Genomic DNA, 22,271 nt, shown 5'->3' on the forward strand with positions numbered 1-22,271 from the left:
CTGCTGCGTCGTTGTTACTCATCGGATGGGATTGTCGATTTGGATATAGAACGCATAGACACCCAGCACTAGCCAAAACACCATGAACAACCACGGCGCGCGCATGGAAAACAACAATGACTTGCGATAGCCCTTGTGGCTCGACTCCACCTCGGAAAACAGCGGCGATTCATCGTAGGCCAGGCCCATCACCGGCTCGCTGTGCAGCAATTCGCTTTGCTTGTAATGCCAGTGGTCGATGATTTCATACGCGGCACGGATACCCGGCCAGGCATTCAGCGAACTGAGAATGCCCAGCGAAACCAGGAAGATCGGCACCACCAGGGTGAACAATTTGCCCCATTCCGGGTTGAGGTTGCCCATGCCGGAGACAAAGGCAATCACCAGGAAGGATTGCGCAGTCAGGTAGGCGTCGGTGCGGTTGGCCAGGATGCTGGTTTCGTACTGGATCTCGCGCCGATAAAAGTCGAGGCGGTCCTTGGGCGAGCCGAATATCTTTGCGTTGTGTTCGCTGTGGTCGTTCAGGGCCGCTTCCGGAGTGTGGGGGGAGATGATTCTGGACACGACGGTGCTCCACAAGGTGACGAAACTCCTTAGAAGAATCGGGGCTCGGTGAAGTTCAAGTGGGTTGACGCACCAGTTTAGGGCAACCGCCGCCCTCTGTAGGAGCGAGCTTGCTCGCGAAAAACTCACCGGCACCGCGTTTATTCAGGAAGCCCGCGTCATCGTTGACATTTTTCGCGAGCAAGCTCGCTCCTACAGGGGGTTTACCGCGGATTAACGGCATTCCGGCACAGGCATTGCTTTATCCATTCACCACCCGGAAAACAGGAGCATGCGTTACCCCCCGACCCAGAGCCGCCCCCATAAGAAAGTAAGGACCAGGCCTGTTGGCACCTTCAGCCACGGGCTCATAAAAACATGCGTTTTTTTAAGCGGCAGTGCCACCCAAAGCCACACTGGGCACTGACAAGGTACTGGAATGGCTCGATCTTTCTTTGATGAAATGAATGACGCAAACGGCGTATGCCGTGCGCACTATCAGGACTTCTCTCGCTGGCTGGCCAATACGCCGCCGGAACTGCTGGCCCAGCGTCGCCGTGAAGCGGATTTGCTGTTCCATCGCGCCGGGATCACCTTCACCCTGTATGGCGACGAGCAAGACACCGAACGCTTGATTCCCTTCGATATCATTCCCCGCAGCATCCCCGCCAGTGAATGGAGCCTGATCGAGCGTGGCTGCATCCAGCGGGTCAACGCACTGAACATGTTCCTCGCCGACATCTACCACGACCAGCGCATCATCAAGGCCGGGATCATTCCGGCAGAACAGGTGCTGGGCAACGAGGGCTATCAGAAGGCGATGGTCGGCCTGGACCTGCACCGCGACATTTACTCGCATATCTCCGGTGTCGACCTGGTGCGCGACGGCGACGGTACCTACTACGTGCTGGAAGACAACTTGCGCACCCCCAGCGGCGTGAGCTACATGCTCGAAGACCGCAAGATGATGATGCGCCTGTTCCCGGAAGTATTCGCCAAGCAGCGCATTGCACCGGTGGACCACTACCCCAACCTGTTGCTCAAGACCCTCAAGAGCGCCAGCCGCCTCGATAACCCGAATGTGGTGGTGTTGACGCCTGGGCGCTTCAACAGCGCCTTCTTCGAACACGCGTTCCTTGCCCGGGAAATGGGTGTGGAACTGGTGGAAGGCGCTGATCTGTTCGTGCATGACCTCAAGGTGTTCATGCGCACCACCGACGGCCCCAAGGCGGTGGACGTGATCTACCGGCGCATCGACGACGCCTTCCTCGACCCCCAGGCGTTCAACCCCGAGTCGATGCTCGGCGTGCCGGGGCTGGTGGCGGCTTACTGCGCCGGCAATGTGGTACTGGCCAACGCCATCGGCACCGGGGTGGCTGACGACAAGTCGATCTACCCCTATGTTCCGGCGATGATCCGCTTCTACCTGGACGAGGAACCGATCCTGCAGAACGTGCCGACCTTCCAATGCCGCAAGCCCGATGAACTGTCCCATGTGCTGGCCAACCTCGAGCAGTTGGTGGTCAAGGAAACCCAGGGCTCCGGCGGCTACGGCATGTTGGTGGGCCCGGCGTCGACAGCCGCCGAGATCGAAGACTTCCGCCAGCGCATCAAGGCCCGTCCCCATGCCTATATCGCCCAACCCACCCTGAGCCTGTCCACCTGCCCGACCTTCGTCGAAAACGGCATTGCGCCCCGGCATATCGACCTGCGCCCGTTCGTACTCTCGGGCAAGGAAACCCGCCTGGTGCCCGGCGGCTTGACCCGCGTGGCGCTGAAGGAAGGCTCGCTGGTCGTCAACTCGTCGCAAGGCGGCGGAACCAAGGACACCTGGGTGGTGGAGGGCTGAGTATGTTAAGTAGAACCGCTGCGGACCTGTATTGGATGTCGCGCTACCTGGAGCGCGCCGAGAACCTGGCGCGCATGCTGGAAGTCAGTTATTCGCTGTCCTTGATGCCCCAGGCCGGGCGCAGCGATGGTCTGGATGAGTTGGCCATGTCGTTGCTCAGCAGCGGCACCCTGGACAGTTACCTTGAACGTCACCAGACCCTGGATGCCGAACGCATGCTGCACTTCTTCGCCCTCGACGAAGAAAACCCGGCCAGCATCTACAACTGCCTGCGCGCCGCCCGAGGCAATGCCCACGCCGTGCGCGGCCGCATCACCGCCGACATGTGGGAAAACCTCAACGCCACCTGGCTGGAAATGCGCAGCATTGCCGCCGGCGGCCTGGCACGGCACGGCATCAGCCACTTCTGTGACTGGGTCAAACAGCGCTCGCACCTGTTTCGTGGCGCCACTTCCGGGACGATCATGCGCAATGACGCCTACCGCTTCATTCGCCTGGGCACCTTTGTCGAGCGCGCCGACAACACCCTGCGCCTGCTGGATGCACGCTACGAGATGTTCGGCGAAGAGTCCGAAGAAGTCAGCGACCTGTCGGCCCGCGGCTACTACCAGTGGAGCGCCCTGCTCCGCGCGTTGTCATCATTCGAGGCGTACACCGAGCTGTACCCCAATGCCCTGAACGCCCGCTCGGTGTCGGAACTGCTGCTGTTGCGCAGTGATGTGCCGCGTTCGCTGCATGCGTGTATCGAGGAGTTGAGTTATATCCTTGCGGACCTACCGGGCAGTTATGGGCGCACGGCGCAGCGCTTGGCCGCCGAGTTTGAAGCGCGGCTGCGGTATACGGGGATTGATGAGATTCTGGAGGATGGGTTGCATCGGCGGTTGACGGAGTTTATTGATACCGTACGGGAGTTGGCGCGGGCGATTCATAGTTCGTATCTGGAAGTGGTCTAAGGCCCGTCGTCCTATAGGTGATGGAAGGTACGGGTGGATTTACTTTAAGTAAATCCACCCGCACCTTCGCCCGCTGACATCTGATAGTTAGAGCCGCCTGACCACAATATCATCCAGATTAAATACTGTACTCCCCGTTCCGCTCACCACCTCTAGCCAAATTTCGACCGTATTAGTACCGCGCATCATAAGTGGCACTGAACAAATCGTCCAACTATAAACAGGTGACGGAACAGATATTCTCTTATAGTCATTATGGGTTTTAACAAGCAGCCCTGCGCTGATGGTCCCCGTTTTCGTATATCTATACTTGAAGCTTATTTCGTAGATGCCATCAATAGTATCTCTATAAGATTTCATAAGGCCTGAAGCTCCATGACCTGCATCGGTTCCAGTATGAAAATAGGTATTGCCACCCTCCACCTCGATGAAGCCTCTCCCTTCCCAACCATTCCGCTGCCCACCATCAAATCGGGTGATATCTTCAAAAGGTGGAGGTGAATTAATTACATATTCGGTCCTCGGAAAAGTGACAGCCCCCGCCTCACTGGCGTTCGGGTCATAGGCTACTTTAAAATCAATTGACACTCGACTGTTGTCTCGACAGGCTTTTAGCCAGCTTACCGGTGCCGTGATGTCAACCCCCGATGTAGAGTGGTGCAAATGGGCGTTCCAATAATAATAAGGATTCGGGTTCGCACCGACGCAATGGAAAATCAACCAGGCTTTCATACCCGAATACTGAAGTGGCCACGCCGCGACCGTGAGTTTGGTGTTATCCGGTAAGTTGAGAACATTCAATGTGCCATTGTGAGCAACATTATTAATCAACGGCCTCGGCAAGTTGGTCACCTGCGTCACCGTCACCGTCAAGACCTTGGACGCCACGGTTATCCCATCTCGAGTCACGTCGTATTTAATGGTAAACGTCTTGTTGCCATTGCCTATGTTGGCCGCAATTCCAGTCTTGGGAATATTAAAAGTCACCACCCCGCTGGTCACCCCATTTTTGGCCGGAATCGCTGGAGACCCCGAACCGGCCGTTCCCACCATCATCACCTTGATACTGTCAGTGGTGTACATCGGCGTGTACTCCACCGAGACCGTGCCGCCGTTTTGCGCATTCAAGGGATTGAGCGTTACTGAGGTGCCGGTGCCACTGGCTTGGGTCAACCTGGGAACGGGGAATTCAGCCAGTAATTTGCTGACGGTGTACTCCACTATCGGAAAATCGATGGCCTGGGCTTCATCCTTACTTAGACTGAAAGCTGCTTTGAATTCCATCTTCAGTTGGGTGCCATCACCCAACCCATCCAAGTATGTGCGCAGGAGGCGATACTCATAACTCCCGTTGGCGACCCACGCTTGATTGACATAGGAGCTGTTTATGTTGAACAGGGTAAGAGGATGATCAGCACCTTGGGCTGTTTTCCCAAGAAACTTCAACGAAACCGGATACAGATTAGTGATAAATGGCCATGTGCCTATATGGGCCATCGCGTTTCCAGTGAAGCTGTCAATGTCCAGAACGTTCGTCGCGGCATTGGCTTGATTGAGCCTGATCACCGTCTTGGCCAACTCAGCCTGCGGTATCGGCGTTACCGTCACCGTCAAAATCTTCGACGACACATCTTCCATACCCCGCGTCACGACGTAGTCAAGGGTAAACGTCCTGTTGGCATTACCAATGTTCGCCGCAATCGCCGCCTTGGAAATATCAAACGCCACCCACCCTGCCGCCGCATTCCCCGGTTTGCCGGGGATAGTCGGCGAACCGGCACCTGCTGACCCGACCATCCTGGGCTGAATAAAGTCGTCATCGTGTATGCCGGGATAACTGATGATCAGGGTGCCGCCTTCGAGCGCATTCAAGGGAGCCAGCGTGGCCGTTTCCGGACCGGTAATGCTGGCCTGGCGCAAATCCGCTACCGGCAAATCCGCCAGCCCACTTCCAATAAACAGCTCGGTGACGTTGGAATAGCGCAGCTTTTGCTCGCCACGTTCCAGGGTATAAAACACCGAGACCCACTCATCCAGGTTAGGCCCGATGTAGTCGTACAACACGTGGAAGTTCACAATCTCGGCGTCCGCCGCCACCTGAACCCGCAGGGGTGGCGAGCTCACCAGGCCGTACCAGTACAGGGTCAACCAGTCGCCTTTCTTGGTCTCGGCAAAGGGGGCCGTCACCTTGGCGCCGTCACGGACCTCATCCGGATCCAGTTGCCCCCCGACAGCCTTCTCGACCTGCGGTTTGTCCATATCGCGTACGGGCTCACCCACCTGATATACCTGACGCAGGGATTCCTGGGGTGGTTCGTTGTTGTGGGACACGCTGTAGAACACTTCAACCAGGCGCCCGTCAAAACGCGCAAGCTCAGTGCCAGGAACGTCAAACGTCATCTCCTCATCTGGGAGGAACTCACCGACCTCACGACCGGCGGTGTAGTCGACGGTGCCGTTCGTAGCGCTCGCCAAGAGTGTCACTTGCAACCGGTCGGCACTGCTCCAACTGGCCTGAGCCGGGAAACGCAGGGTAATCAACGCCAGGCTTGGGTCCAGTGTCCAGCCCTCGGCCTGGTCCACGGTCGGCGCCGGCCATCTGACCACCTCGCCAATTACCGTCAGGTAGCGGTTGTGCGAGCGTTTGTCGTCGACGTCGGCACCTTTCAACTCGTAATACACCGTGGCACTGCCCTGGGCAATTGCGCGGACCAGGTCGTTATCGATATCGAAAAAATAGCCCTTTGCACCGGCCAATACCCGATCTTCAAAATGGGAAACCGAGCCGCCCTGGGCATTTACACCGTTCCAGTACAGAAAAACATGGCTGTAGAGCCTGGCATCGGCAACCCCGATCGACAGGCCCAGTTGTACGTTTCGACTGCCCAGTAGGTCGAGATCGATTTCCCGGTCCGTCTCAGGCACCTGCACCCACGGTGCAGTGAGGCGATCCGTTTCCAGGTACACCGCAACCAGCGCCGTTTCAGACCAGGGGGCCCAAGGGTCGGGGGTATTGCCGGTATTGCCGCGTACTTGAAACCCGACCGGCAGCAATTCACTGTCTCCGGCTTCCTTGATATCGGCTTCGCTCAGGGTGTAGATGATATCCCTGCCGACTTCGTCGGGTTGGATCAGCCGCTCGATTCGCACCGACCCCCATACAAAGATAAGCAGGTCATAAGCCGCCATGTGCAACCAAGACCTGAAAATGACCTCCACGCCTTGCTCCGCCCGTGCGGCATCGACCCCACCGAGTCGTACGTCCTCCGGCAACTCAAATACGAGGTTCTGATTACCCGGTGCCGGGCCAGGGTCCTGCCCGCCGGGATATTGCAGGTTGACCCGCAAGCGTAAGGGTTGGGTTTGCAGAGGACTATCACTGGGCCGACTCACCACCACGTACACCGGGTCGGCCCAGGACTCGCGAATATCGTCGGTTGGGACAGTGAAAGGGATACGCCTGAGCTGCTCGTCGCCTTCACGGATCAGGTTGAACGCCACCGGATTGCCCGGCCCCCAGAACAACTCAAACAGCGTGTCCAAGGGTGTGTTGTCCGGCCTGTCGATGTGCACCACCAGGGGCCGCAGGGTATGCGACACGCCAATTCCACCATCGGCCTTTTCGATATCGCCTTCGATTGCCGGATGCAGCAACGGGATGTCCACCGGTGGCAGTTCCGAGTGTGGGGCTGGGCGACGATAGGAATGGTTGGCCATGGCGATGTCCTCGGTGGTGTCGTGCCCCTCGTGGCGGGGACGTGCCTGAGCCAATCAAACACCCAAGAGCCAGGCATTGGCTACTGTCAGAATTCACAGGTGAACATGCGGGCCTACCTGTGAACTTTGACAGTAGCCAGGCGTGAGAGACGGGTGTTTGATAACGCCACAGTCACACGACTTTGACGGCGAGATCCCATGCTGGGACCTGCTCAGGAGAAAACCATGGTTACCCAAAGCCCCCAGACGTCCCCTGTGCAACCCAAGCAACTTCCTCGTTTGTCGATCCCCGGCATGACACCCAATGTCGATGGCTACGACGGAGGTATTGCGGCCTGGTTGATCGTGTCAGGCCTGTCAGTCCGCGTTGAGAACAGCTGGGCCACCAGTGCGGGTGACATCATCAGCGTCGTGGAGATGCCCAGCATGCATTTGCTGGCCATTAAAGTTGTGCAAGCCGGTGAAGAACAGAACAAAAGTTTTTTCTTTGCAATTGCTCCCGACAAGCTGCCTGACGGAGAGCTGCGCCTGGGTTACGTCGTGAACTTCAAAGGGAGTAAGGATGACTATGAGGTTTCATTTCCACTAAGTGTCCTGATCAAGACAGACCTGCCCGGTGGTATCGACAAAAATCCGGGTGAACCGGGCCACTCAGAACTCACGTTTACCCTCTCGACCCAGGAAGTGTATCCGCCGGATGCGGCAAAAGGGGTCAGTGCAATCATCCCGCCTTACCCGCATATGCACCCGGGGGATTACATTCATTTCCAATGGGGGGGCGTGACGATTGTGCAGCGGGTCAAGGGGGTAAATCAGCCCACCACGATCATCATCAATCACGCGCAGATCACCGCAGCCGGTAACAGTGACGGCCTGCTGGTGGGATTCTATATTGTCGACCCCGTCGGCAACGCCTCTTGGCCAAGGTCCGCATATACTCGTGTGCTGGTAGCGCTTGACGACTCTCAACGGGACGGCCCGTTCATTCAGTCGGATGATTCACCGGGCTATATCGACATCGACAAGCTCGATGGGGCCAACCTGAGCATTGGCATGCACACCCCCGCTAACGTCGGCCGAACGGGCGATTGGTATGTCGTGACCTTCCAGGCCTACCCACCGCTCGGCGGCGAGGTGGTCCATCGACGTGTCGAAACCATTACCAGGGCCGGAACGGCGACGTTTCACCCAGTGCCCTACAGCAAAGTCCGCGCTGCCGCCGGCGGGCATGTGCAGATCAGCTACGCGTTGATCCGGGCTGATGAACTGGACACTCAAACCTCGCAAAATACCTTCGCCCAAGTGACAGGGACTGCCGTGCGGCTGGAGGCCCCCTATTTCGATAAATACCCCGACGATATCGTCCCCATCGAAAAAACCCTGGTCATCAACATCCCCTGGTACGCCTGGCGCAAACCTACCGACACCCTCACGCTCATCCTGCGCTACGTGAAGTCGCTCAACGACATCATTCTATTCAGCGTGACAAAGCCCGTCGGGACGTTCTGGGCAGATGAGCAGCCGGTGCAATGGGTCATCAACGCAGCGGACCTGGAGCAGTTCGTTGGCTATGCCCCGGATCTTTACTTCGTTTATGAATCCGAGTCCGCCTCCATCAGGGCGCGTTCCGTGGATTTGAACGAGTCGGTGCGTCGACGCGTGCACATTCTTGCAGGCGCGTGAGTGCGCACATACCGTTCGTCGATACCTGTCAATTATGACAGTAGCCAGCAACTCACATAAGGCGTTTGATATTCACAAACCCAGGAACAGCATCCTGTAATGCGCACCAACTTCTAGCCAGGAGAACACCATGCCTAGCAAAACCAGCAAGCCGGCTACCACTGATAAAAGTAAAAAGGTGTCGCCAATAAAGCCCAAGTTTCTTGACACCCTACGCGTGCCTGGGATGTCCCCTGCCTTTAAAGGCTATGACGGCGGTATCCCGCTGTGGTTGTTGACCAGAGGCCTGACTGTGACAGTGGATAAAAATTGGCCGGCCAAGCCCAAGGATAAAATCCAAGTGCTGTCCATCGCTGAGGGTATGAAGGTCCTTGCCGAGAAAACCCTGGAGCCCGGAGAAGAGCAGCGCAATAGTTTTTCGTTCTCTATCTCGGACAATGACCTGCCTGAGGGTGACGTGATACTGGGCTACAAGGTGTTGTATGAAGGTGGCCCGGATAATGACCTCTCCTATCCGTTGACATTAATGGTCAAGAGAAGCATGCCCGCAGGTGACGACAAGGATCATATCGAACCTGGTCATTCCGCACTCAACTTCACGCTGTCTGACTTAGAGATCCGAGAAATACAGGCCGGTCGAGGCGTCACTATTACCTGTCATCCTTACCCGAACATGCATGAGTTGGATGTGATTGAGGTCCAGTTCGGCAACTATTTTCCGCCAAGACAGCAAGTAGCTGGGGTAGGCCTGCCGACCGTGATAAGACTCAACCGCGATCAGATTATTACCGTCGGAAACGGCACTAACCGATTAGTGAGTTTTCAAGTGGTTGACGCAGTGCGCAACGTGTCCACTCCCCGATCAAGAAATGTCCCGGTGCTGGTGGATATCGGTACTGCGGATTTGGCTGCTCCTCTCTTCAAGAAAGAGCAACAGCCGTTCCCCGGTGTCATCGATCTTGAAACACTCAACGGCAATGCCCTGCAAATGGAGCTTTTCACCTACCCGTGGGAGGGGCCTGTAGGGCACACGTATTTTGCGACTTACCGGGGTAGGCCTAAGTTGGGGGGCGTGGTGCTGCATGAGGAATACGTTTCGATTACAGCGGCTGGCAGGCCCCATGACTTCCATATACCTAATGACAAAGTGCGAGCCTGCGCCGGCGGCACGGTCGAGCTCAGCTTTATCTTGCTCAAAGGGCTCGACAGGGTGGGTTACTCGAAGTTTGCCTCTGCAGAAGTACAGGATGCCCTTGTCCGGCTACAGCCGCCGACTTTTTTGCGCTACCCCTCTCATGTGGTCAACCCTATTCCCGTCAATGGCGCCGCCGTGGAAATCCCGTGGTACGCCTGGCGCCAACCCACCGACAAGCTCATGTTGATCATGCGTTATGAAGTACCGGGCGGCCATGACCTTATCCTCTACGATGACCCGTTTACGGTCGGCCAAGTACCCGAGGGGGTGCCGATCAGGCGCCTGATTCCGTATGACGCGCTGTTGAAATTCAATGGCACGACGCCGGACCTCTACTACGTTTATGAACCCGCAAACATTCTGGCCAGCAGCAGGGACCTGAACGAGTCGATACGTCAGCCAGTGCAGATTGGGCCGCTCGGGTACCAGTGAAAATCTATCACTGCACCCATGAAAGCCTTGTCCTGGAGGTAGAACAATGTCCGGTAAAACGATAGAAGAGACGGTCGCCCCCCTCGAAGACTACGACCTTGGTCCCGTCTTGATCAGCGGTATAGAACCTCCGATCAACGGTGATACCTCGTACGACGGTGCCCTCGGCGCGCGACACGTCGAACATGATCTGGAGGTGCTGCTCCTCGGGTTTCCCGATCAGGCATTGGACACCGAGATCTACCTGATCTGGAACAATCCTCATGCGCCAGCGGACTATCTCATCATCCAACCGGAGAACCAGGGCAACCGGTTTTTCAGCTTGATGGTGGATAAGGAACTGATCCTGCCGGAATGGGCCGAAGTCTATTGCCTCATCAAGCGCCCCAGCGGCAACACCTCCAAAACCAAGCCGTTGAAACTCAGAGTGAAACGCAACCGCCCTGGCGCCCCCGACCAGCACTCTGAAAGCGGTCATCGAGGCCTGGTATTTTATCTGCCGCCCGACCTGGAAGCCGGTAGTCACGTAGACATGGCCAGGGCAGAACGGGGTGTGAGGCTTGAAATTCAGCCCTGGGAATATATGGCTGAGCTGGATACTTGTCGTATTGCCTGGGGCTCAACGATTATCGAGAAAGTGGTGACGGCCCTCGAGGTGGGGCGTGAGTTTGAAATGATGATATCCCTTGAGGAAATCATCAAAAATCCCCACTACGTGAACATGCCGGTGGCCATGCAGGTCAAGGATGTGGCTGGTAACTACCCTGCTGATCCCAATTCAGCGTCGAATTGGTCGGAGAAGAAACGCGTCGAGGTCAACCTCGGCTTGTTGCGCCCGCGCCCACCCTTCCTGGAGCAGGCCGGGGAGGACGTGGACCTTGACAAGTTGGGAGCCGCAGACCAGACAGTCCAGGTGTTTGTCGATAACGATTTTTTTGAGCGGGGCGATACAATCGCGTTCGAGTGGGAGGGGCGCGATGTTAAAAATGTGCCCTTTTTCCACTCGGAAGAGAGATCTGTCGTACAGACCAATGTTATCGAAGATTTCTACATCCCGAATGAATGGGTGCGTGCCGTCGCGATGGGTACGGTGATCATGTACTACAGCCTCTACAAGCACCGGGACGACAAATGGCTGCCATCGAGAAAAGTCCGAATCACCGTAACCGGCGATGTCTCCGAGTGGCCTGCACCGCGCATTGTCGAAGCCCCCGGTGGAGAGCTGGAGCCAACGTCCATTGCCACGATGAAGTTCAACGTACAGGATGGTTGGACCACCGCAACCAAACTACGCATTGTGTGGGCGGCCCATTCGGTTAATTTTACCGAAGAGTTTGATCTAGATCCTTTTCCGGTTGACCGAGTGATTTCATTTACCGTGCCGAACGAGCAAGTCAGACGTTTCAACACGTTGCCTGTCGACGTGTATTACGAACGTATCGACCTAAAGCCCGAGCGTCAGTCGCAACGCTTACCGATTCACGTTGGCGAGCCGGCCAGAACATTACCTGCCGTGGAAGTCGAACAAGCATGGGGGAACTACTTGGATCCCAATGATGTTGACGACCATGTGAACGTGATTGTTCCACTTACCGATAGCCTGAAGGATGACGTTGTAACGTTGGATTGGGAGGGCAGTATTACGGGCACATCAGTGCCCGTCACGGTGACGAAGGAGCAGGAAGGCGCGACACTGGTCATTCCTGTCCCGCGCAATTTTGCAAGTGAGAATTTGAATGAGTCAGTGAGGATCAAATATAACTTGGTCAGGGCCAATGTCCCTAGACGCTTTTCGCCAATTAGCGTGCTATACATTCGAGAGGGGCGTGACCACATTACTGATTTTTACAACGCCAACATTAATGGGTGGATATATGGCCCCGCATTCAGCGATCTTCGAGACAGGCAGTTCATAGTTACTGCAGACGGCACATGGTATCTATTCAATAATACCTTTGAAACCTATGACAAAGATGGCGTTCTGTTGAGTCAGCATTTTCGCAACCTGCGTCAAGGTCAGCGATACTCGTTCAGCTTACGCGTCCAGCGAGCTAACGACCTTCTTGAATATCCAATATTGTCTCTTAGTACATCGCAAGGGCCTCTGACTGAGGCAACCACTATTGGTGAAGAAGTAAATATTTCGGGATCGTTCACTGCCAACAGTACGGAAGTTATTTTATATATCAACAGCCATCAGTCGAGCCCTGTGGGTAACGATTATAATCTATATAGAATTCGATTCAGGATGATCTAAATAACCTGTCCTCCCTTGCATGTTTGCTCTATAAGATAGGAGTCACGCTCATGTCTCAGGTCATTCCCGCTATCCCTCAGCCCGTTACTGAACTGGGCGAACTTCACATTCCAGGACTACATCCAGCAGCGCCTGGTGATGTCGGGGTTGACGGTAACCTGGGGCTCAGAAATATCGCAACACCCCAGCTTGTCTACTTTAAAAAAGGGCCCCATACATACCCCGGGCAACTGTTCGAACTTTTCAGCAACGACCAAGTAATTCCAATTGCTCACACCTTTGTCATGCCCGCTGACGTCCCGAGTGAATGGCTGCCGATTCTCCTGCCCGAGGGCAGCATCAAGCCTCAATGGATAGACCCGCTGGTGTGCCGGATCAACCATACCGGCGTATCAACCCTCCCGTTGCGCTTGCGGGTCAATCTCGATATACCGGCAGGCAATGATCCGGACCCCAGCAAACCGGGACACCAAGGGCTGGTTATCCACCTGCCTGACGATGTGCTGGTTAACGGTGTCAGCGAAGAGCGAGCCCGCGAAGGGATCGAAATCACGCTCATGCCTTATCTTCACATGGCCGAAGGTGACTGCATCCTGCTGTGCTGGGGGGATCAGCAGATCACTTATTACGTGAGCGTCACAGACCTTGGCCGCGAGATACGCCTTGTGGTGCCTTACGCGAAAGTCATGGCCGCCCGCGACGCCATAGAGCTGAACGTACGGCTGCAAGTACGTGGGCCCACTGGTAACTTTACCGACCCCGCCGCCCGTTGGTCGGCGACCAGCAAGGTGCTTGTGTATGCCCAGCGGGACATTTTGAGAGAGCCTTTTACACAGGCTGACCCACAAACCGGGGAAATTGATCTGGGTAAATTGCAGGGCAAGCCGCTGATCGCTTCTGTATTTGCCTCACCCGATTATTTCGAGCGACAAGACACCTTGGAGTTCTTTTTCACGGCAACCAACGCCCAGGGCGAGCTATCGACCCATAGTGAAAAACGAACAGTGGACAGGAACAGCAGTATTTTTGACTTCGAGGTCCCCTATGCATTTATGGCGGACCTGATCCATGGCCACGCCAAGCTCCATTACGTACTGCACAAATACATCGACCCCATGCAGATGTATTCGCAAGCAGCCTACGTGAGTATCGAAGGGGCGGACGTGGAGTGGCCTGCGCCGTACCTGAACGAGGCTATGCCCTTTGCCGATGCACGAACCGCCCAAGTCGACAGCCATGCCTACGTACCTTACCAAGCCAGTTGGAAGCCCCAAGACCTGATCACCCTGGTCTGGGTATTACCTGACCCTGAAGGCACCGTGGAATACCGCTCTAGCCGTAATGCCGGCGCACGCCCGGAGCACGGCGCCATTGAGTTCGTACTACCGGCAGAGCAGATCAAGCGGTTCGAGGGCCGCCCTTCGCAGATGTACTACGAAGCCAACGACAGTGAGGGGGGCTCGCTGGGGGCCTCAGCGCGCAAGCCCCTGCAAGTAGGTGAGCGGTGGGCCCCCATGGCGGCGCCCGTCGTCGACAAGGTCATCGGGTATCAGCTCGACCCGGACCTGGTAGCTGACGGTGTCTGGGTGACTATCCCTGCCCCTCCAGTAGGCCGGGAGGTTCGCTTGCACTGGTACGGCCCAAGTAACCGCGTTGAAATGCTCAAGTACATAGAAACCCCTGGCGATGTACGGATCAAAATACCCGCCCACTATGTGATGGATGACCTCAACCACCTCGTAAAAGTCTATTGGCAAGTCAGCCTGAACGGTACTGCGCACCGCTATTCCAAAGTCGTCACACTGCGGATTGCGCGTCGAGGCATAGATGGCTGTGAAGACAGGCCGCAGGTGTGATCATCATGCCCAGCGCTGGCGTGTGTACCTCAATGGCAACGCTCTCTCAACCGTGGAGATTTCACAATGCCTCGTGCTCCTGAAAAAAACGCTGGCGGTTCAACTACGGATGACCAACCTGAGTTGTATATCCAGAATCTGGGCAGGCCTATCGCTGAAGATACTGTGCCGGATGCATGCGTTGGCCTGCGGCACGTCGAACATGACCTCACCCCCCAGCTTTTTCGATCCCCTCAGCACAAGTTCGCGCTCGACACCGTGCTGTATCTGTACTGGAACGGCCCGACACCGGAGGATTACCTGGTCATCGACGACAGCAACGTGAATGACCTGGTTTATCTCCTGACGATGCGAAAAGAGAGCATTCTGCCGGCAATGGCCAAGGTGCACTGCACAGTGGAAGAGCCCGCTGCCGACCCGGTCGACTCCAATATCCTCACGCTGCGGATCAAATTGAACCGTCCCGGCGACGGCGACCCAAACGAGGACATCCCAGGGCATCAAGGGCTGGTGGTGTTCTTACCTGAAGATATTGAAGCTGGCGCGGTGGTGGATCTGGAGAGGGCCACCTCCGGGGTCATTCTGGACGTCCAGCCCTACAAAAACATGGCGGAGTACGACACGTGCCGGTTTGCCTGGGGATCACAACAGTTCACCCATGTGGTTCTCCCCAGAGAGGTTGGCAGAGGCTTTCAGACCAAGGTTCCCACCCAGGTCATCCTCGATGCCGGCAGCGACCCTTTCCTGAAAATGGCGATGCAAGTCATCGACGCCGTTGGCAATTATCCAATCTATGACCCTGAGTCGGACGCCAATTGGTCACCGACCCAGACGGTGGCGGTTGACCTCGGCACCCGACCACTGGAGGCGCCTTTTATTGAACAACCAGGCGAGATCGTTGACTTGAAAAAGCTGGGTGATAAGCCGCAGAAGGTCCTGTTGTTTCTTCACCCCGAGGTCTTCGGTAAAGGTGATTGCGTACGCCTGGACTGGGCGGGTCGAGACGCGGAGAACATCCCGGTACCCTATCGCGAGGAGAAAACCGTCGAGCGCACCAATAGTTTCATGGAATTCAATATCCCCAATGAACGGCTCACGGCTCTGGGAGGCGGTATTTCGTTCTTGTCTTGCAGCGTCCAAAAGGCGAGAACCAGTGACTGGCGGGTTTCGAAGAAGGTTCGACTGAACATACGCGGTGCCGCCAGCCCCTGGCTCGCACCTCAGGTTCTGGAAGCCTCGGCAGGTTATCTGGACCCCACTCTTGCCCAGGTTACCGTGTCCATGATAGCGCCCGATGGATGGGATGCTTCGGTGCCAATACGCCTGGTGTGGGTAGGCCGCTCGACGATCTACACCCAGGAATACACGCTGGTCGCCCTCCCGGAAGATCGTGTCGTGAAGTTCACGATCGAGGGTGAGCAGATCAGGCGTTTTAATCACCAACTCACCGAGTTGTACTACGAACGTGCCGATCATGCCTCTGCCCGTGCGTCCCAACGTCTGCGACTACAGGTCGGCGAGCCGCTCGGCCGACTGCCAAAGGCTCGAGTTGAAGGCTCGACGGTTGAGCACCAGGTGACTGTCGTGCTGCCGTTTACCGAAACAGTGCCCGGCGATACCCTGACCTTGCAATGGAGCAGCAGCCACTTCAGAACCTCGGTGCCCACAACACTGACTCCGCAAACAGCCGGCTTGGCACTGTCTATTCCAATTTCGGTGGATAACCTCAAGGATGGCGAGATCGTGAGGGTGTTCTACAGCCTTAGCCGTAGAGGCCAACCCACTCGGTATTCGGAGCTGCTGGTATGGATAAAGAGCCAATGAAGGCAAGTGTCAATGCGCGGGTGTCCACCAGCGCGGCAACAACCGCCGCACCCGCGCCTCCCCAAACCGATCATCAATCAACATCACCACCCCACGATCATGCTGGCTGCGAATCACCCTCCCCGCCGCCTGCACGACTTTTTGAATGCCGGGGTACAGGTATGTGTAGTCGTACCCCGCACCAAAAATTGCGCCCATGCGCAGTTTCATCTGCTCGTTCACCGGGTTGAGCTGTGGCAGGCCCAAGGTGGCGATGAATGCGCCGATCAAGCGCGCGCCGGGCAGGTCGATGCCTTCGCCGAACGCGCCGCCCAGCACGGCAAAGCCGATGCCCTGGCTGTGCTCGGTGAATTGGTCGAGAAAGGCCTGGCGCTCGGCCTCGGCCATGCCGCGTGATTGCAGCCACAGCGCAATGTGCGGGTGCCGCTCAGCCAGCAACTGCGCGACCTGTTGCAAGTAGTCAAAGCTGGAGAAGAACGCCAGGTAGTTACCCGGTTGTGCGGCGAACTGCCGGGCGATCAATGCCACGATGGGCTCCAGCGACGCTTGGCGATGCACGAACCGCGTGGAGATCCGCTCAACGATGCATACCCGCAACTGCTCGGCCTTGAACGGTGACTCAACGTCGATCCAGGCGGTATTCGCCGGCAGGCCGAGCAAGTCGGCGTAATAGTGCCGTGGGCTCAAGGTCGCAGAAAACAACACGCTGCTGCGTGCGGCCGTCAGCCTGGGTCGGATGAATTCGGCGGGCACCACGTTGCGCAGGCACAAGGTCGAGCTGCTGCGCTTGCCGCTGGACTGGCGCTTGCTGATGTCGAAGATGAAGTGTTCGTTGAACAGCTCCGCCACCTTGGCCCATTGCAGGGCTTCGAAATAGAAGGCTTGCAATTCGCCGTTGAGGGCCTCGGGGTGGTCGTTGAAGTAGTCGCCCATGGCGCTGGTGCACAGGCTCAGGGCCTGGAGCAGCTTGTCGGGTTTGGCGGCGTAGGCCTGATAAGGCGCCAGTTGGTCCTTGTGCAACGCGTTCCACTCACGGTTGAGGCGCTGTAACGGTTTTTTCAGCGCCTCGGGTGCGCTGTCGCGCACGGCCTTGAGGCTGTATTGATCCAGGCTGGCGCTGTACATCGAGCGCGCTCGCTCGACCAGGTTGTGCGCTTCGTCCACCAGCACTGCGACGCGCCATTGGTTGAGCTGGGCCAGGCTGAACAGCATCGCGCCAAAGTCGAAGTAATAGTTGTAGTCGGCGACGATCAGGTCGCTCCAGCGCGCCATTTCCTGGCTCAAATAGTACGGGCATACCTGATGAGCCAGCGCGACGTTGCGCAGGCTGCGTTGATCGAGCAGGCGTACCTGGGACGCGGCTTGGCGGGCGGCGGGCAGGCGGTCGTAAAAACCCTTGGCCAACGGGCAGGAGTCGCCATGGCAGGCTTTGTCCAGGTGTTCGCACGCCTTGTCCCGTGCCACCAGTTCAAGCACGCGCAGCGACAGCTCGGGGCTGCTGTCGTACAACACTTGGGCGGCATCCAGGGCCAGCTTGCGCCCGGGCGTCTTGGCGGTGAGGAAGAACAGCTTATCCAGTTGCTGAGGGGCCAGGGCCTTGAGCAGCGGGAAGATCGTTCCGATGGTCTTGCCAATGCCGGTGGGCGCCTGGGCCATCAGGCACCGGCCCGTACTCACCGCTTTGTAGACCGACTCGGCCAAGGTGCGCTGCCCGGTACGAAAGTCGGCATGGGGAAATGCCAGGCCCTGCGCGCCAGCGTTGCGTGCCTCGCGATGCTGTAGTTCTTGCCGGGCCCAGTCCAGGAACAGCGCGCATTGTCGATTGAAGAACTGCTCAAGGTCTGGCGCATCGAATCGCTGGTTGAGCAAGGTTTCGCCTTCGCCGACGATATCGAAGTACACCAGCGCCAGGTCGATGTGATCGAGCCCGAGTTTCTGGCACATCAGCCAGCCATACACCTTGACCTGGGCCCAGTGCAGTTGCCGATGGTTGGCGGGTTGGGCAGCAAGGTCGCCACGGTAGGTTTTGACTTCTTCCAGCCGATTGGCGTCCGGGTCGTAGCCGTCCGCCCTGCCCCGCACCTTGAGCTGTTGGTAGTCACCCTCAAGGGCGACCTCATGCTGGTAGTGCGCACTGCGCCGGGACGCCACTGTGCGATGACCGACGATGCCTTCCTGAGCACTGGGCGACGGCGTAAAACGCAGGTCCAGGTCGCCGACCTTGGCCGTGAACTCACACAGCGCCCGCACGGCCACGCTGTAACTCAAGCGGGTTGCTCCGCCCAACGCACGTAGCAGACGGTGACTGGCATCTGGTGCTCGCCGCAGAATTGCAGCCAACGCAACTGGTTGTCTTGCAGACGGTCGCCGGGGCCTTTGACCTCGATCATGCGATAGGTATTTTGCGCGGGCCAGAACTGGATGAGGTCCGGCATCCCGGCACGGTTGGCACGGATATCCTGCAGCAGGCGCGTAAACCAATGGCGCAAGTGTTCGGCGGGCAGGCAGGCCAGGGCTTGCTCGAGCAGTTCTTCGTTGAGCAGGTTCCAGAACACAAAAGGCGACTGGATGCCCGATTTCTCTACATAGCGTTGGCGGATGCTGGCCTTGTAGCGACCGTCCTCCAGTTGTGCAAAGCACGCGGCAAACAACGCTTCTCGACGTTGATAAAAGTCCTCGCCGTGCAAATCCGCCGGCCCACGCTGGAACGGGTGGAAAAACGCCCCCGGCAGCGGGGCGAAAATCGCCTCCCAGCACAGCAAGCCGAACAGCGAATTGATCAGGCCGTTCTCGACGTAATGCACCGGCGCATCCGGTTCGCTCAGGTGCGCCAGCACACAGGATTCCACCGACAGCAGCGGCTCCTGCACCAGTGCCAGGTCCAGGCGCGCCACCGCTTGGGGCTTGGCCCTGGGCAGCGCCGGCCCGCCAAGTTTGCGCCGCAGGCGCGGCACTACCCGTAGCAGCTGTTGGTGTTCGGCGGCGCTGTGTGGGGCCTGTTGTGCCTCGGTCGCCAGGGCCATGGCTTGGGCGTAATCCTCCTGGCGCTCCAGTACGCGGATCAGCCGCGCACGTGCGCCGGGGTGCGTGCAACGGCGGTAGATCTGTTCGGCCAGCTCCAGCTCGGCGCAGCGTTCGCAATACTGGCCGATCTGGAACAACAGCTTGGCGCGGCGCTTTTCCAGCCAGGGGTTGTCGGTGCACAACGTGGCGACCTGCGCCAACACGGTATCCAGTGCCTCACCGGCTTCAAAGGCTTGCTGGCACTGGTGCAGGAACAGGAACCCATGCACATCGTCACGGCTGCGTAACCCGCGAGACTCGGCGCAGAACTCGACTTTTTCATAGGTGTAGATGCCCAGGTCTGCCAGCACGAATTCCGACCAGTCCTGATGCAGGTTGCCGAAGAACATCAGGCGCAGGCGATCACACAACTCCATTACCGTCAGGCTATAGAGCGCGTCGTCCACGTCGGGGCACCACTGGGCAAAGCTGCGCGGTTCGGTAAATTGCGCGGCCAAGGGTTCAAGCCAGTCGGCCTTGTTGCCCTTGGGTTGGTCGATCCAGGGCCTGAAGGCGCCGAGCAGTTCACTCTTTTGCAGCAGGGCGAACAGGGTGGCAAACGACAGCGGGCTTTGATCTTCCACCCATCCCAATTCACGCAATGGCCCCGCCGCCGCATGGGGGCAACCGATTTCCAGGTAATGGAGTTTAGCGGCGCGAAAATGCACGCCCTTGCGCATCACCATGCGCACCAACAACGCCTGGGACGCCTGGGGCAAGCTGTCAAATTGCTGAATGAAATGCTGTTCGTGCGCATCGAGCAAATCGGCGTAGCGTTGCCCCAACCAAACCAGCACTTGGCGGAAGTTATGCAGGTAATACAAGGGGTCTTCGAGGGGGTTGGCCATGGCGCAGAGCAATCAAGTACTGGTTATGCATACAGAGTGCCGGGGCAAAGCCGTTGTTGCAATCAGTAATAGATAAATGGCGCCTGCAACTTTCTGCAAAAAAACAATCTGATGAGGGGGTTGATCGCGTAATATTTATGGCCCCGCAAGCAGACGCTGCGGGACTTTTCAGGGTTAAAGGTAAGGGTTATGAACATGAAGAATTTGGGTCTGCCGCTGGTTGCACTCACTTTTCTGGTATTGGCCGGTTGCTCCACGCAAACCGTGGTGACCTTGCAAAATGGCACGCAATATTTGACCAAGGACACGCCCAACGCCAAAACGGCCGACGGCTTCTACGAGTTCACCGATATTGCCGGCAAGCGCATTCGTATCAAGGCCGATGATGTGGCCACGGTGCGTAAGGAAAAATAGTTGTAACCTTTTTAGATGTGGGAGCGGGCTTGCTCGCGAATGCGGTTGGATCAGCCACTGCAGATGCTATCTGACACACCGCATTCGCGAGCAAGCCCGCTCCCACATTTTGACCGCATTTTATCCTTAGCTGATGACTATCCCCTCCCCCGACAGATTGCTCACACCCACCAGCGTCACCGAATCCGTCCCAAAGCCAATGACTGTATCCCCGCCTACCACCTTGATGTGATCGCGGTAATCATCGCTGCCCGCCACGTCGTTGAACACCAGCTTGTCCGTCGCCTGGTAGCCAATCACTCGGTCATTGCCAAACTGCCCGCTGAACAAAAACGTATTGTGCCCACTGCTGTCGCGGATCGTGTCATTGCCCTTGCCGCCTTCGATAAAGTCCGTGCCCCTGCCGCCTTTGATCAAATCGTCGCCGTCGCTGCCGATGATGAAGGTATTGCCCTTGTGCGCCTCGGCATTGCGGTTGAGGTCTTGCACCCAGGTGGTGGCCCGTGCCGGGTCGGACAGGTTGGCGACGATCACCGTGGAGTCGCGGGTCATCTGTTCGTAGAACCCCGAGTCGAGGATGCGGGTCATGCCGTCACCGTAACCGGTGGGCAAGTGCGAGACCCAGGTGGGCAGGTTGAGGATGGAAAACGGCAGGACGTTCCACAGGGATGAGGCGTAGTGATCGTTGAAGCTGACGATGTTGTCGGTGCTCGATTCGTGGGGCTTGTCGTGCACGCCCAGGGACGACAGGTTAAATGATGAGCCATCCAGGGCGCGGAACACCGGATCGTTTTCATAACCGACGTTAAGCACCTTGTCGCCGGCGCTCTGGGTCGGCGATGCGTAGGCCACGTAGTTGGCGTCCTTATAAAAACCCGACCAGGTGCTGTCGCTCAAGTCGGCCATGCTGTTGACCGCCATGCCGCCGAGGCTGTGCCCGCTGACCACTACGTCATTGCCGCCCAGGCCCTGGGCAGTGGCGTAGTCCGCCACGTTCTTGAGCAACCCGCCAAAGGCTTCCCCCGCGTAGTTCTTGGCATAATCCTTGGGCCCGAACGCGGCGAGCAGGTCGTTGATCACATCGCCGATGGAATCGGTGATCACGTTTTCCCGAGGCCCCGAAGTGCCGCGGAAACTGATGCCGATTTCCAGCAGTTTGCCAGCGTCATCGTACTTGCCCAGCACCTCGGCCTGCGCCGTGCCGTAGCCGAATTTTTCGCCAAAGAAGGTGCCTCGCGCATCGACCTTGCCGCTGTAGCCCAGGGTGCTGGCGCTGATGGGCGTCCAGCCGGCTGCTTGCACCGCTTCAAGGGCGGCTTTTTCCGAGTCGGGGTTCCAGGGGATGCCGGGGATAACCCCTTGGGCATTGCTGCCGCCAACCAGCGCGCTGACCAGGGTAGCCGGTAAACCCAGACCGAGGCCGTTGTTCTGGTAGCCGACGGCAAAGCCGTTATCCAGGTTGTGGTAGGAATACAGCGTGATCGCCATGGCATCGGCGAACAACGCCTTGGAGTCCTCGGTACCGAGGTTTTTATAGTCAAAGATACCCATTGGTAGTGCCTCTCTGTTGTTGGATTTGTAGAGAAAGCCAAAACACCTGTTATCCGTTACCACCTGTAGGAGCGAGCTTGCTCGCG

13 protein-coding genes are annotated in these 22,271 nt (G+C 57.5%); 8 read left to right on the top strand and 5 right to left on the bottom strand.

Annotation, left to right across the window (positions count from 1 at the left end):
- Window positions 1-18 precede the first annotated feature (18 nt).
- The gene (locus BUE92_RS05450; protein ID WP_073522522.1) at window positions 19-564 is read right to left on the bottom strand and encodes a hypothetical protein; all 546 of its coding nucleotides are present in this window, start codon (window positions 562-564) and stop codon (window positions 19-21) included.
- A 418-nt stretch (window positions 565-982) separates the two neighbouring features.
- Here BUE92_RS05450 and BUE92_RS05460 point away from each other — a divergent pair, with 418 nt between their 5' ends.
- Both BUE92_RS05460 and BUE92_RS05465 read left to right on the top strand, forming a co-directional pair.
- Window positions 983-2,392, top strand: coding sequence for a circularly permuted type 2 ATP-grasp protein (locus BUE92_RS05460; protein WP_073522382.1), 1,410 nt, complete (start codon window positions 983-985; stop codon window positions 2,390-2,392).
- A 2-nt stretch (window positions 2,393-2,394) separates the two neighbouring features.
- Complete coding sequence (locus tag BUE92_RS05465; RefSeq protein WP_073522385.1) at window positions 2,395-3,345, top strand: alpha-E domain-containing protein; 951 nt, start codon at window positions 2,395-2,397, stop codon at window positions 3,343-3,345.
- Window positions 3,346-3,432: 87 nt separating this feature from the next.
- Here the strand turns inward: BUE92_RS05465 and BUE92_RS05470 are convergent, their stop codons facing one another.
- Complete coding sequence (locus BUE92_RS05470) at window positions 3,433-7,062, bottom strand: hypothetical protein (RefSeq protein ID WP_143169948.1); 3,630 nt, start codon at window positions 7,060-7,062, stop codon at window positions 3,433-3,435.
- Window positions 7,063-7,287: 225 nt separating this feature from the next.
- Here BUE92_RS05470 and BUE92_RS05475 point away from each other — a divergent pair, with 225 nt between their 5' ends.
- The 5 genes from BUE92_RS05475 (at window position 7,288) to BUE92_RS05495 (ending at window position 16,309) form a co-directional block, all read left to right on the top strand.
- A complete protein-coding gene (locus BUE92_RS05475) occupies window positions 7,288-8,745 on the top strand; it encodes a hypothetical protein (protein ID WP_073522390.1) in 1,458 nt (485 codons plus the stop codon).
- Between the two features lie 130 nt (window positions 8,746-8,875).
- A complete protein-coding gene (locus BUE92_RS05480; protein ID WP_073522392.1) occupies window positions 8,876-10,372 on the top strand; it encodes a hypothetical protein in 1,497 nt (498 codons plus the stop codon).
- Between the two features lie 46 nt (window positions 10,373-10,418).
- Window positions 10,419-12,629 carry a hypothetical protein gene (locus BUE92_RS05485; protein WP_073522394.1) on the top strand — a complete coding sequence of 737 codons (2,211 nt, stop codon included), beginning with the start codon at window positions 10,419-10,421 and terminating at the stop codon, window positions 12,627-12,629.
- Window positions 12,630-12,679: 50 nt separating this feature from the next.
- Entirely contained in the window at window positions 12,680-14,485 is a 1,806-nt protein-coding gene (locus BUE92_RS05490; protein WP_073522396.1) for a hypothetical protein, read from the top strand.
- Window positions 14,486-14,551: 66 nt separating this feature from the next.
- A complete protein-coding gene (locus BUE92_RS05495) occupies window positions 14,552-16,309 on the top strand; it encodes a hypothetical protein (protein WP_073522397.1) in 1,758 nt (585 codons plus the stop codon).
- A gap of 9 nt (window positions 16,310-16,318) precedes the next feature.
- Here BUE92_RS05495 and BUE92_RS05500 read toward each other — a convergent pair whose 3' ends face one another.
- Window positions 16,319-18,577: an ATP-dependent DNA helicase gene (locus BUE92_RS05500; RefSeq protein ID WP_073522399.1), complete on the bottom strand. Its 2,259-nt coding sequence runs from the start codon at window positions 18,575-18,577 to the stop codon at window positions 16,319-16,321.
- Window positions 18,574-20,220, bottom strand: coding sequence for a VRR-NUC domain-containing protein (locus tag BUE92_RS05505; protein WP_073522401.1), 1,647 nt, complete (start codon window positions 20,218-20,220; stop codon window positions 18,574-18,576). Before BUE92_RS05505 ends, BUE92_RS05500 begins: the two co-directional genes overlap by 4 nt.
- Before the next feature lie 189 nt (window positions 20,221-20,409).
- Between BUE92_RS05505 and BUE92_RS05510 the strand changes: the two genes are divergently transcribed.
- Window positions 20,410-20,634, top strand: coding sequence for a YgdI/YgdR family lipoprotein (locus BUE92_RS05510; RefSeq protein ID WP_003191162.1), 225 nt, complete (start codon window positions 20,410-20,412; stop codon window positions 20,632-20,634).
- 126 nt (window positions 20,635-20,760) lie between these two features.
- Here the strand turns inward: BUE92_RS05510 and BUE92_RS05515 are convergent, their stop codons facing one another.
- Complete coding sequence (locus BUE92_RS05515; protein ID WP_073522403.1) at window positions 20,761-22,185, bottom strand: polyurethane esterase; 1,425 nt, start codon at window positions 22,183-22,185, stop codon at window positions 20,761-20,763.
- Between the last annotated feature and the right edge of the window lie 86 nt (window positions 22,186-22,271).

It is taken from the genome of Pseudomonas fluorescens, assembly GCF_001902145.1.
Lineage (GTDB): Bacteria > Pseudomonadota > Gammaproteobacteria > Pseudomonadales > Pseudomonadaceae > Aquipseudomonas > Aquipseudomonas fluorescens_BV.